Annotated in this window: 8 protein-coding genes and 2 pseudogenes; all 10 read left to right on the forward strand. The window is 34.0% G+C overall.

The annotated features are described in order from the left end of the window. A pseudogene (locus Q8S45_RS00025) lies at positions 1 to 121 on the forward strand (IS1595 family transposase); the annotation flags it as partial. A 99-nt stretch (positions 122 to 220) separates the two neighbouring features. Further along, on the forward strand, positions 221 to 2,425 hold the full coding sequence (locus Q8S45_RS00030) for an alpha-galactosidase (protein WP_305600072.1): 2,205 nt from the start codon (positions 221 to 223) through the stop codon (positions 2,423 to 2,425). A 37-nt stretch (positions 2,426 to 2,462) separates the two neighbouring features. Next, positions 2,463 to 4,415, forward strand: coding sequence for a sialate O-acetylesterase (locus tag Q8S45_RS00035; protein ID WP_305600074.1), 1,953 nt, complete (start codon positions 2,463 to 2,465; stop codon positions 4,413 to 4,415). 34 nt (positions 4,416 to 4,449) lie between these two features. Beyond that, on the forward strand, positions 4,450 to 6,426 hold the full coding sequence (locus tag Q8S45_RS00040) for a sialate O-acetylesterase (RefSeq protein WP_305600076.1): 1,977 nt from the start codon (positions 4,450 to 4,452) through the stop codon (positions 6,424 to 6,426). A gap of 11 nt (positions 6,427 to 6,437) precedes the next feature. Further along, positions 6,438 to 7,487, forward strand: coding sequence for an alkaline phosphatase D family protein (locus tag Q8S45_RS00045; RefSeq protein WP_305600078.1), 1,050 nt, complete (start codon positions 6,438 to 6,440; stop codon positions 7,485 to 7,487). 16 nt (positions 7,488 to 7,503) lie between these two features. After that, positions 7,504 to 9,066 carry a glycerol-3-phosphate dehydrogenase/oxidase gene (locus Q8S45_RS00050; RefSeq protein ID WP_305600080.1) on the forward strand — a complete coding sequence of 521 codons (1,563 nt, stop codon included), beginning with the start codon at positions 7,504 to 7,506 and terminating at the stop codon, positions 9,064 to 9,066. A 46-nt stretch (positions 9,067 to 9,112) separates the two neighbouring features. Continuing rightward, complete coding sequence (gene glpK / locus Q8S45_RS00055; protein WP_305600082.1) at positions 9,113 to 10,606, forward strand: glycerol kinase GlpK; 1,494 nt, start codon at positions 9,113 to 9,115, stop codon at positions 10,604 to 10,606. A gap of 25 nt (positions 10,607 to 10,631) precedes the next feature. Next, on the forward strand, positions 10,632 to 11,360 hold the full coding sequence (locus tag Q8S45_RS00060) for an MIP/aquaporin family protein (RefSeq protein WP_305600084.1): 729 nt from the start codon (positions 10,632 to 10,634) through the stop codon (positions 11,358 to 11,360). A 4-nt stretch (positions 11,361 to 11,364) separates the two neighbouring features. Beyond that, positions 11,365 to 11,832, forward strand: coding sequence for a hypothetical protein (locus tag Q8S45_RS13900; protein ID WP_371132946.1), 468 nt, complete (start codon positions 11,365 to 11,367; stop codon positions 11,830 to 11,832). A gap of 15 nt (positions 11,833 to 11,847) precedes the next feature. Then, positions 11,848 to 13,689, forward strand: a pseudogene (gene bglX / locus Q8S45_RS00065) (beta-glucosidase BglX); the annotation flags it as partial. Positions 13,690 to 13,884 lie beyond the last annotated feature (195 nt).

The raw sequence follows: 13,884 nt of genomic DNA on the forward strand, positions 1-13,884 counted from the left end.
TAAAATTAAAGGAAAATATCTTCAATTGTACCTAAATGAGTTCGTTTATAAGCTTAACAGAAGATATTTTGAAGAAAAATTATTCGATAGGCTAGTAATAGCAGGTATTACAGGGTTATGACAGAAAACGGACAATCAGAAATTTAATTTACAAATAGATAGAAATTAAAAATTATCAGATTTTATTTTTATCGGACAATAATGTTTAAACTTGAAAATTATGATTAATAACAGCTTGAAATTTACTGTTTTGCAGTTGCTTTTTGGTTTTATTATTTGTGCCAATACTATATCGGCGCAAATAACAATTCCAATTGCGACTAGAGACAATGCAATAGTAATTATGACAGATAGTGAAAATCGCCTGCGAACTGTTTATTTTGGAAAATCTTTACAAAATGAAAGTGATTATGCCACTATTTCTTCTAAATATTCTGAGGGTAATAAAAATGAAATTTTTAATTCAACGTACACGCCTTCCGGCACTTGGAATTTAGTCGAACCTGCAATACAAGTAAAACACGCCGATGGTAATTCTTCGCTAGATTTGAAGTATGTGAGTCATAAAACAGCGCAATTAGACAGTAATATTTCCGTTGTGAGCATTTTATTAAAAGACCCTATTTATCCATTTGAGGTTACATTGTGCTACAAAATTTGGGCAAATGAGAACGTGATAGAGCAATGGACAGAAATTAAACACAAAGAAAAGAAAGCGGTTTTGCTGCAAAAGTACGCTTCGGCAAATTTATATTTTTCGGACAATAATTTTTATCTTTCTAGTTTTCACGGAGATTGGGCAAAAGAAATGCAACCTGATGAAGCTAAACTCGTATCAGGAATTAAAAGCATAGATTCTAAATTAGGAACACGAGCAATGCTTTGGCAGTCGCCTAATTTTATGGTGTCATTTGGCAAACCAGCATCCGAAAATGATGGAATGGTGCTCTTGGGACAATTGGCTTGGACAGGAAACTTTAAACTTGATTTTGAGATAGATCGTCATCAAAATCTCCGATTAATTGCGGGAATTAATCCATATACTTCGGAATATTCATTGTTGCCAAATGTAATTTTCAAAACCCCGTCATTGATTTATACCGTATCCAATCAAGGAACTGGTGAGGCTAGTAGAAATTTGCATAATTGGGCGAGAAAATACAAGGTTTTAGATGGTCAAGGAGAGCGTTTGACGCTTTTGAACAATTGGGAATCTACCTATTTTGATTTTGATGAAAATAAATTGAAAGATTTATTTAAAGATGCCAAAGAGTTAGGGGTTGACTTATTCTTATTAGACGATGGTTGGTTTGGCAACAAATACCCAAGAAATTCAGATAATGCTGGACTTGGAGATTGGCAGGAAAACAAAAAGAAACTGCCTAATGGCTTGGGTTATTTGGTAAAAGAAGCGACTAAAGAAGGAATAAAATTCGGAATTTGGATAGAACCTGAAATGGTAAATCCCAAAAGTGAATTGTACGAAAAACATTTAGACTGGGTAATTCGACAACCCGAACGACCAGAGATATATTTTCGAAATCAGCTCGTGTTGGATTTGTCAAACCCCGAAGTTCAAGATTTTGTTTTCGGAATTGTGGACGATTTATTTGTAAAAAACCCAGAATTGGCCTTTATAAAATGGGATTGTAACGCGGTTATTTACAATGCGTATTCCGCTTATCTCAATAAAAAAGGATTGCCGCAATCCAATTTGTATGTAGATTATATCAAAGGGCTATATAAAGTGCTTGAAAGAGTTCGTGCTAAATATCCAAAAGTACCAATGATGTTGTGCTCTGGCGGAGGCGGTCGAGCAGATTATGAAATGTTAAAACATTTCACGGAGTTTTGGCCAAGTGATAACACAGATCCTCTTGAAAGAATATTTATGCAGTGGAATTATTCTTTTTTCTTTCCTTCGATTACGGTTGATAATCATATTACACACTGGGGAAAACAACCGCTAAAGTTCAAAATAGATGTTGCCAGTATGGGAAAACTAGGTTTTGATATTGAGGCGTCAAAACTAAATGAAAAGGATAAACTGTTTTGCAAACAAGCCATAGAAAATTATAATTCATTCAAAGATGTCGTTTGGCACGGTGATATGTATCGTTTGGTCAATCCATATCAAAGCGATTTTGCTGCATTGATGTATGTGAAACCCGACCAAAGCCGCGCTGTTGTTTTTAACTATTTAACGACAAACAGGTTTAATATAATAGCGAATCCTATTCTTTTAAAAGGGCTTGATCCAAATAAAAAATACCTCATAAAAGAGCTGAATTTATATCAGGGAACGACTTCTTCAATTGCCGCTGATACAGTTCTTACGGGTGATTTTTTAATGAAAGTAGGTTTTAAACCAAACATTAATGCTCAAAGAACGAGTGTGTTGTTAGAATTAAAGGAAGTTCAATAGTTGAGGTTTCTTAAAATACAATAAATATTTAGAAAAAATGAAAAAACAGTATTTAGCATTTATGTTGATATTTAGCATTTGTAGCAGTATAAATGCGCAAGTTTCTGTGGCTAAAATCTTCGCTAATAATATGGTATTGCAGCGTAATTCGCCAATTCCGGTTTGGGGTTGGGCTGCAGCCAATGAAAAAATAGAAGTTCGATTCAACAACCAAATCAAAAAAGCCAAAGCCGACAAAAACGGGAAATGGACGATTCGATTAGACAACGAAACCGCTGGTGGTCCTTATGCTTTAACTATCAAAGGGAAAAACACCATAGAAATAAAAAATGTTTTAGTAGGCGATGTTTGGCTTTGCAGCGGTCAATCTAATATGGAAAGAACTGTAGGACATTCTACTAATTCTGCAAAAGAAATCGCTTCTGCTGACTATCCTTTTATACGTTACGTCAAAATTTTACACGCTACCAGCACATCACCCTTATCTGATGTTAGTACAGATGAATGGAAAGTTTGCGATTCAACAACGGTTTCCAATTTTTCTGGCACAGCCTATTTTTTCGCAAGAAATATTTATAACAAACTTAAGATTCCAATTGGTTTGGTAAATAATAGCTGGGGTGGTGTAGATATTGAATCCTGGATAAGTCGTGAAGGTTTTGAAAACAGTGAGGAGTTTGCAGGAATGATTGCCGGAATGCCAAAGATAAATTTAGATTCTCTTTCTAAAGCAAAATCACAAGACAGCAAATCAATAATCGAAGGGTTGCAGGGAACAAAATTAGAAGAACTTAATGCTAGTTTATTTAAAGATATTTCTTTCGATGATTCAAAATGGCTACCGCTGAACGAACCACAACTCTGGGATAAAGAAAGTGTCGGGAAATTATGTTATGTGGTTTGGTTACGAAAAACAATTTTTTTGTCTACCAATGACATAAAAAATAAAGCCACATTTGAATTGGAAGCAACTAACAATGAAGACAGAACATACATCAACGGAAATAAAGTAGGAAACACTTATGTGGCCGATACTCCCCGAAAATATTATATTCCTGCCGGACTTTTAAAAGAAGGAAAGAATGTAATTGTAGTTAGAGTAGTGGATTATAAGAGTGGTGGTGGAATTTATGATGATGTAAAAAAAATCAAATTAAGCGTTGGAAAAACAAGTATTTCGTTAGACGGAAATTGGAAATTCCAGGTCGAGTCTGTAAAAAAACCAGTCAACGGAAATCTATTGCCCACTATTTGTTACAATGCGTTGATAAATCCGCTCACAAATTTTGCATTCAAAGGAGTGTTATATTGTCAAGGCGAAAATAATACAGGAAGAGCCTACCAGTATAGAAAAACGTTTCCATTATTGATAAACGATTGGCGCAAAAAATTTGGCAAACCAAATATGCCTTTTTATTATGTGCAATTATCATCCTTAAAAACAGGCGGTAACAGCAATGAAGGTTGTAGCTGGGCTGAACTTCGGGAAGCGCAAACGATGACTTTGTCACTACCAAACACAAGAATGGTTGTTACTACGGATATTGGAAATCCATCGGATATTCATCCTACAAACAAACAAGACGTGGGAAAAAGATTGGCAGCAATAGCTTTGAAAAATGTTTACAACAAAAACATAGTGTGCAGCGGACCTTCTTTTAAAGCTATGGAAATACAAGGAAACCAGATAATCGCAACTTTCGAAAATACAGGCTCAGGATTATCAACTTCTGATAAATATGGCTATGTGAAAGGCTTTGAAATTGCGGGAAATAACCAAATATTCTATTATGCCAAAGCACAAATTGTCAATAACAAAGTAGTGATTTATAACGAAAATGTGCCAAATCCTATTTCCATCCATTTTGGTTGGGCAGATGATGCCAGCGACGACAATCTCTATAATAAGGAAGAGTTTCCAGCAGTTCCTTTTAGAACTAACGAATGGAAATCAATAATGAAAGAATCAAAATACAAAATAGCTAAATAAAAAATTATACCTTAAAATTAATAAAACAAGTAAAATGAAAAAGCAGTATTTATTCCTATTATTCATCCTCATCAGCAGTATTTCAATTAATGCGCAGGTTACTTTGTCAAAAATCTTTGCCGATAATATGGTCTTGCAACGCAATACGCCAATTCCTGTTTGGGGAACGGCTAAAGCCAATGAAAAAATTGAAATCCGTTTCAATAACCAAATCAAGAAAACTAAAGCCGATAAAAATGGCAAATGGATAATTCGTTTGGATAATGAAACCGCTGGCGGACCATTTGTTTTAATGATTAAAGCCAAAAACACCATCGAAATAAAAAATGTTTTGGTAGGAGAAGTTTGGCTTTGTACAGGACAATCTAATATGGAATGGTCGGTTGAACAATCTAATGATTTTAAAAATGAATTGGCTTCCGCCAATAATCCTATGATTCGACACATCAAAATTGATAAAGAAGTAAATTCATTACCTCAAAACAGCGTCAATTCAAAAAATAGTTGGCAAGTTTGCGATTCAACAACGGTTGGCAGTTTTACAGCGATTGGCTACTTTTTTGCCAAAAATTTGTACAACGAAATCAAAATTCCCATTGGCTTAATCAATTCATCTTGGGGCGGAACCAATATTGAAACTTGGATTAGCCGTGAAGGTTTTGAAAGTAGCGATGAATTTAAGGAAATGATTTCCAGAATGCCAAAGATTGATTTAGATTCTCTTTCGAAACTAAAAGTAAAAGGATTTGACAAAAGAATCGAAGCCTTGCAAGGAGCAAAAATAAATGCTGCAGTGGCAAGTACTTTCAAAGAATCAGGATTTAATGATTCAAAATGGCCAGAACTTAACACGCCTCAAGTATGGGAAGAACAAAGTTTAGGCGAATTTGACGGCGTGGTTTGGTTGCGAAAATCCATCACGTTATCAGCTGATGTCAGTAATAAATCAGCCGTTTTAGAATTGGCAAAAATTGACGACGAGGATATTACTTACGTCAATGGAGTAAAAGTAGGAGGTATGGAAAGATGGGATTCAAAAAGAAAATATACAATTCCGGTCGGAATCCTAAAAGAAGGAACAAACATAATTGCCGTTAGAGTGGTTGACAATGGTGGCGGTGGCGGAATTTATGGAGATTCGGCCGATTTAAAGTTAACCATTGGAAACACCATCATTCCGTTAAGCGGAAAATGGAAATTTCAAGTGGAATCTATAAAATCGTCAACGAACGAAAATTCACTTCCATCACTTTGCTACAATGCAATGATAAACCCATTGATTCCTTACGCCTTTAAAGGAGTTTTATGGTATCAAGGCGAATCGAATGCAGGAAGATCTTTTCAGTATCGAAAAGCATTTCCATTGCTAATAAATGACTGGCGTAAAAAATTCCTGACTGCCGAACAGACAGGGAATCAAGACAATTTTCCGTTTTATTTTGTGCAATTAGCTTCTTTTTCAGCTGGAGGAAATAGCAATGAAGGTTGTGGTTGGGCAGAACTTCAAGAAGCGCAAACGTTGACCTTAAGTTTGCCAAATACGGGAATGGTTGTTACCACAGATTTGGTCACGAATCCAAGAGATATTCATCCAACTAACAAACAAGGTGTTGGAAAACGATTGGCTGCACTTGCCTTAAATAATTTATATCAAAAACCAATGGTTTGCTCTGGACCAATGTATCAATCAATGGAAATAACTGGAAACCAAGTAATTGTTTCTTTCAATGACATTGGAAGCGGTTTATCTACGCCTGATAGATACGGTTATATTAAAGGATTTGAAATTGCTGGTGAAGACCAAGTTTTTCATGATGCCAAGGCTTATATAAAAAACAATAAAATAATCCTTTTTAGTGACAAAGTCCCAAACCCTGTTGCAGTTCATTTCAGCTGGGTAGGCGATGCTTCAGAAAGTAATTTGTTCAACAAGGAAGGGTTTCCTGCTGTTCCTTTTAGAACAGATGAGTGGAAAACTGTGACAAAAGATGAAAAGTATAAAATTAACTAAATAATGATAATATGAAAATTCAAATTAATTCAACACAAATCTTATTTTTAATAATAGCATTTTCTTTAAATAGTTGTTCTCAAAAACATACTACAAAAATTGCTTTCGGGTCTTGTGGTCATCAGGATAATCAATTGCCAATCTATGATGTGGTGGTTAAACACAAACCAGATTTATTTATTTTTTTAGGGGATAACATCTATGGTGACACCTATAATATGGATACGCTTCAAGCAAAATATGATAGGCTATCCATGAAGCCTACTTTTCAAAATTTAAAGAAAAATGTACCTATAATAGCTACTTGGGATGATCACGATTTTGGTTGGAATGATGCGGGAAGACATTATAAATTTAAAAAGGAATCAAAAGATGTATTTTTAGATTTTTTTAATGAACCCAAAAATTCTGAACGAAGGAAACGGGAAGGAATTTATACTTCTTATTACTATGAAAAAAATGGTAAAAAATTACAAGTAATTTTATTAGATGTTCGAACTTTTAGGGACGATTTATTAAAACATACGGAAGAAGAAAATAAATTTTTCTACGACCCAGATTATGTTCCATATCAACATTCAGACTCCACATTGTTGGGAACAGCACAATGGAAATGGCTTGAAAAGGAATTATCAAAACCTGCTGATGTTAGAATTGTTGGTTCGGGTTCACAATTTGGAATTGAATACAATGGATATGAAGCTTGGGCAAATTTTCCGTTAGAGCAGCAAAAATTCTTAGATTTAATAAAAAAAACCAAGGCAAATGGTGTTCTTTTTATTTCAGGAGATGTGCATTATGCCGAGATTTCAAAAGTTGAAACACCTAATTTATATCCCATTTATGATGTAACTTCAAGCGGACTTTCCTCTCGATGGCTTTTTGCAACGCCCAATAAAAACAGAATTGAAGGACCAGTTATGGAAAATCATTTTGGCTTAATTACCATAGATTGGATAACAAAAAACCCTGAAATAAAAATGGAAATTTGGGATGTAAATGACAATCAACGAATTGAATATTCAATAAAATTAGACGAAATAAGTTTTAAAAAGTATTAAATTTTAATAAACGATTTTGTATAAAAGGGACACATTAATAAAACAACTAAAAGAAAATTCTGATTGGGATGTGATAGTTATTGGAGGGGGAGCAACTGGATTAGGGGTTGCTTTAGATAGCACTACACGTGGTTATAAAACACTTTTATTAGAACAGGTAGATTTCTCAAAAGGAACCTCAAGCAGAAGCACTAAATTGCTTCATGGTGGTGTACGGTATTTGGCTCAAGGTAATATCGATTTGGTTAAAGAAGCTTTATATGAAAGAGGTTTATTGTTAAAAAACGCATCACATTTAGTTAGCAATCAATCGTTTATTATTCCTAATTACAGTTGGTGGGACAATTTTTTTTATGCTGTTGGGCTAAAATTTTATGATATTTTAGCAGGAAAATTAAGCTTTGGAAAATCTACACGTATCAATAAAAAAGAAACTATTTCAAGACTAGAAACCATTAACAATGAGCATCTTAAAGGAGGAGTGGTATATCATGACGGACAATTTGACGATGCTAGATTAGCGGTAAATATTGCTCAAACTTGTATTGAAAATGGGGCCACCGTTTTAAATCATTTTAAAGTAAATCAGTTACTGAAAAATGGTAATGGCTTTGTAAATGGTGTAATTGCTCAAGATACTGAAACCAGCATTTCCTATAATTTAAATGCCAAAGTTGTAATCAATGCCACAGGTGTTTTTACTGATGAAATTTTGCAAATGGATAATGTAAAAGCTAAGAATATAGTTCGCCCTAGTCAAGGTATTCATTTGATTTTAAATAAATCCTTTTTACCTGGGAATGATGCCATTATGATTCCAAAAACAGATGATGGTCGAGTGTTATTTTTAGTGCCTTGGCAAAATAAAGTGGTTGTTGGCACTACAGATACTCTACTGGATAGTCATAGTTTAGAACCAAAGGCATTAGACAAGGAGGTTAATTTCATCCTTTCTACAGCAAACAGATATCTGAACAAAAAGGTTGAAAAAGAAGATGTTCTGAGCATATTTGCCGGATTAAGACCATTGGCTGTATCGAAAGGTAATTCAGAAAAAACCAAAGAAATATCTAGAAGTCATAAAATTATTGTTTCAAACTCAGAGTTAATTACCATAACTGGTGGAAAATGGACAACCTTTAGAAGAATGGCCCAAGATACTGTGAATAAGGCTATCGCTTTGGGTAAATTGCCAAACAGAAGTTGTAAAACTAAAAATCTTCAAATACATGGTGCGATGGCATCACCTCATAAAACACAACATCTAAATTTATATGGAAGTGATCAGGATGCCATTCAAAATTTAATAATGAAATTGCCGGAATTGGGAGAAAAATTACATGAACGATTGCCATATACAAAGGCAGAAATTGTTTGGGCTATCAGATATGAAATGGCAAGAACAATTGAAGATATCTTGGCTAGACGTGTTCGAGCATTGTTTTTAGATGCGAAGGCAGCTATTGAAATTGCGCCTAAAGTTGCTGAAATATTAGCTAAAGAATTAACTAAAGATAAATTGTGGCAAAAACAACAAATTAAAGAATTCACATCAATTGCAAATCAATATGTGTTATAAATCAAATTAGTATATTTAAGAATTAATTTCAAACCTATCAATAAATATGGAAAAATATATTCTTGCCTTAGATCAAGGAACTACAAGTTCACGTGCTATAATTTTCGACAAAAAAGGAAGTATTATTTCAGTTGCTCAAAAGGAATTCACTCAATATTTTCCAAAACCAGGATGGGTTGAACATGACCCCATTGAAATTTGGTCAACTCAAAATGGAGTGGCAGCTGAAGCTATCGCCAAAAAAGGTTTAAATGCTGAAAATATTGCAGCTATTGGAATTACAAATCAACGTGAAACAGTGGTAGTTTGGGACAGAAAAACGGGTCAACCTGTATACAATGCAATTGTATGGCAAGATAAAAGAACCGCAAATTACTGTGATGAACTTAAAAAACAAGGCAAAAGTAATTTTATTAGAGAAAAAACGGGGTTGGTTATTGATTCTTATTTTTCGGGAACAAAAGTAAAATGGATTCTTGATAATGTTGAAGGCGTAAGAAAAAGAGCTGAAGCTGGTGAGCTGATTATGGGGACTATAGATACATGGTTGATATGGAATTTCACAAAAGGAGAACAGCATGTAACAGATGTTTCAAATGCTTCAAGAACATTATTATTTAATTTGAATACTATGGATTGGGATGATGAATTACTTAAACTTTTTACAATACCAAAAAGTATGTTGCCGCAAGTAAAACAATCAAGTGAAGTATATGGACATACCAAATCAACGTTTTATGATGCGAAGATTCCGATTGCTGGAATTGCCGGTGATCAGCAAGCAGCATTATTTGGACAAATGTGTACCAAACCAGGGATGGTAAAAAACACTTATGGTACAGGTTGTTTTATGTTAATGAATATTGGCGAAAAACCTATTGTTTCAAAAAATAACTTATTAACCACAGTAGCTTGGAAAATTAATGGTAAAACGCATTATGCTTTAGAAGGTAGTATTTTTATTGCTGGAGCAGTTGTGCAATGGCTACGAGACAGTTTAAAAATCATAAGAACTTCATCTGATGTTGAAAAACTGGCAAGTTCGGTTGGAAGTTCGGAAGGCGTTTATTTTGTGCCTGCATTTGCTGGTTTAGGTGCACCTCATTGGAATCAACATGCGCAAGGAACTATTTTTGGATTAACTAGAGGAAGCACAGATGCTCATATAGCACGTGCCGCTTTAGAGTCCATTGCTTATCAAACGATGGATGTTTTAAAGGCAATGCAAGCAGATTCAGGAATTTCTATTAAAGAATTACGTGTAGATGGTGGAGCTACTGTAAATAATATGTTGATGCAATTTCAGGCAGATGTTTTAAATACAGTAACAGTTCGTCCAAAAGTTGTAGAAACTACTGCTATGGGAGCAGCATTTTTAGCAGGATTGGCAGTTGGTTATTGGAAAAATTCGGAAGAAATTCAAGAAATTTGGCAAACCGACAAACGTTTTAATCCTACTTCAGAAAGAAAAGAAATTGATAAAGACATTAAAGGATGGTATAAAGCAATTAATGCGTTAGAATACTGGACCAAAAATTAAATATAACTAAAAAAATCAAAGAATAATGACTCCATTTATTGCAGAAATTATAGGGACAGCTTTACTTATCCTTCTTGGAGGTGGTGTAGTTGCTAATGTTGTATTAGAAAAAACAAAGTCAAATGACCATGGTTGGATGGTGATAACTACAGCTTGGGGTCTTGCCGTTTTTGTTGGTGTGGTAGTAGCAGGGCCTTATAGTGGTGCTCATTTAAATCCTGCCGTTAGTATTGGTTTAGCAGTTGCGGGTAAATTTGATTGGGCTTTAGTGCCTGAATATGTATTGGCTCAATTTATTGGAGCAATGTTGGGGGCATTCATTGTGTGGGTAATGTATAAAGATCATTTTGATGCTACAAAAGATGGTGAAACCAAGAGAGCAATTTTCTGTACGGCACCCGCTATTCGAAATCCGTTATCAAATATTTTTAGTGAGATTGTTGGAACTTTTGTTCTGGTATTTGTGGTGCTTTATTTTACCAATGCTTCACTAACAGATACACAAGCACCTATTGGTTTAGGTTCGTTAGGAGCTTTGCCCGTTGCCTTTTTAGTGTGGGCAATTGGTTTGTCATTAGGAGGCACAACAGGCTATGCAATTAACCCCGCAAGAGATTTGGGTCCAAGAATAATACATGCGATATTACCAATTAAAGATAAGGCTTCTAATGATTGGGGTTATGCCTGGATTCCGGTTTTAGGTCCTATTATAGGAGCTTCAATTGCTGCATTCTTAATGTTACTTATTTCATAAAAAAATGAAGAATCATTTGAAAAATAAGGTTGCAAATAGTGTTGACATGATAAGTTTATATGAAAAAACGATGAAAATTATATTTTATTTATTTGTTCCAATTCTTTTTTTAATCATTTTTTATTCTCCAAAAATAGCAACATCAAATCAAACTCAAGTTTCAAAAAATAATAATTCAGAAATGGATACCTTTATAGATGACCTCATTCAAAAAATGACCTTAGATGAAAAAATAGGACAAACAGTTCTTTTTTCTTCTGGATCAGACATTACAGGACCAACTATTGATAAAAATTTTGTAGAATATTTAAAAGAAGGAATGCTTGGTGCTGTATTTAGTGTACCAACTGTAAAAACAACTATCGAACTACAAAAAATTGCGGTTGAAGAAACCAGATTAGGTATTCCGCTATTATTTGGGTATGATGTTATTCACGGACACAAAACCATATTTCCAATTTCATTAGGATAATCAGCGTCTTGGGATTTAGATTTAATAGAAAAAAGTTCAAGAATTGCGGCAGAAGAAGCCTCGGCTTCAGGTTTTCATTGGACATTTGCACCTATGATAGATATTTCTCGTGATCCACGATGGGGAAGAGTTTCTGAAGGAGCAGGTGAAGATGTTTTTTTAGGAAGTGAAATTGCAAAAGCACGTGTTAAAGGTTTTCAGGGTGGTGATTTGTCTAAACACAATACAATTTTAGCCTGTGCCAAGCATTTTGCAGCTTATGGAGTGCCAATTGCAGGTAGAGATTACAATACCGTTGATATGTCTGAAAACGAACTAAGAACAACTTATTTGCCGCCTTTTAAAGCTGCAATTGATGAGGGTGTAACTACATTTATGACTTCTTTCAATGATTTAAATGGTATACCAGCTTCTGGAAATAAGTTTTTATTGACAGATATTTTAAGAGACGAATGGAACTTTGATGGTTTTGTGGTTACTGATTATACTTCTGTAAATGAAATGATTCCACATGGGTATTCAAAAGACGAAAAACACGCAGGTGAACAAGCTATAAATGCCGGTGTTGATATGGATATGCAAGGTGGTATTTTTTTAAGAAATCTTAAAAAATTAGTTGAAGAAGGTAAAGTTTCAGAAGAAAAAATAACAGGAGCTGCAAGACGTATTTTAATTTTAAAATATCGTTTAGGATTGTTTGAAGACCCATATCGTTATAGCAACGAGGATAGAGAAAAAGAAACCTTTTATAAACCCGAATATTTAGAAACAGCGAAAGAATTAGCTCAAAAATCGATTGTATTGTTAAAAAATAAAAACAATATTTTACCACTAAATAAACATCAAAAAATTGCATTCATTGGTCCATTAGTTAAAGATGAAAGTCACATTTTAGGAACTTGGATTGCTCGAGGCGATAGAACGGGTAAAGCAATAAGTGTTTTTGAAGGTGTAACATCTTTAGTAGGTTCTTCAGAAAATATAATATTTGCAGAAGGGTGTGAAATTTCGAGTATTGATACTTCAAAATTCAATGAAGCGGTGCACGTTGCAAAAGAATCAGATGTTGTTGTGATGGTTTTAGGTGAAACGCAAGGATTAAGTGGTGAGGCTGCAAGTAGATCCAATTTAGATTTACCGGGTGTACAAAAAGAACTAATTGCTGAAATAAAAAAAACAGGAAAACCAATAGTGCTAGTTTTAATGAATGGCCGACCATTAACATTAGAATATGAAAACGAAGTTACTGATGCAATTTTAGAAACTTGGTTTTCTGGTACAATGGGTGGCGCTGCAATTGCTGATGTTCTTTTTGGAGAATACAATCCATCAGGGAAACTTACAATGACGTTTCCTCGAAATGTTGGACAAATTCCTATTTATTACAATCATAAAAATACAGGAAGACCTTATGAAATAGATGGTCCAGAGCAACGGTTTAGATCCAAATATTTAGATGTCTCCAATTCGCCCTTATATCCATTTGGTTACGGATTAAGTTATACTTCATTTGAATATTCAGATTTAAAAATTAATAAAAAAGAGTTTAATTTTAATGAAACTATTGAAGTAAGTGTTACAGTTACTAATACAGGGAAGTTTGATGGCGAAGAAATTATTCAATTGTATATTCAAGATTTAGTAGGAAGTGTAACAAGGCCAGTGAAAGAATTAAAAGGTTTTGAAAAAGTTTTTCTAAAAATTGGAGAATCAAAAAACGTATCATTTGCTTTAACTTCAAAAGATTTAGCATTTTATACTCACGATATGAGTTTTAAGACTGAAGCAGGAGATTTTAAAGTATTTGTAGGAACAAGTAGTGTGGAAGTTCTTGAAACAGAGTTTAGTTTGAAATAATTTTGGTTTACATAAGAACAAATTTAATTTTATTGGATTAAATTTATAATCAATGATAAAAGTGCATTACAAGGAACAAGAGGAATGAATGGTAGCTTTAAATGTTAAAGAGTTTTTTTATACTAAATTCTAATTTTAGATGAACACAAAATTGAACAAAAATAGCTTGGGAGATCACCCAAGCTATTTTGACTT

Origin of the sequence: Lutibacter sp., from assembly GCF_030692605.1 — a bacterium.
Classification (GTDB): Bacteria; Bacteroidota; Bacteroidia; order Flavobacteriales; family Flavobacteriaceae; genus Lutibacter.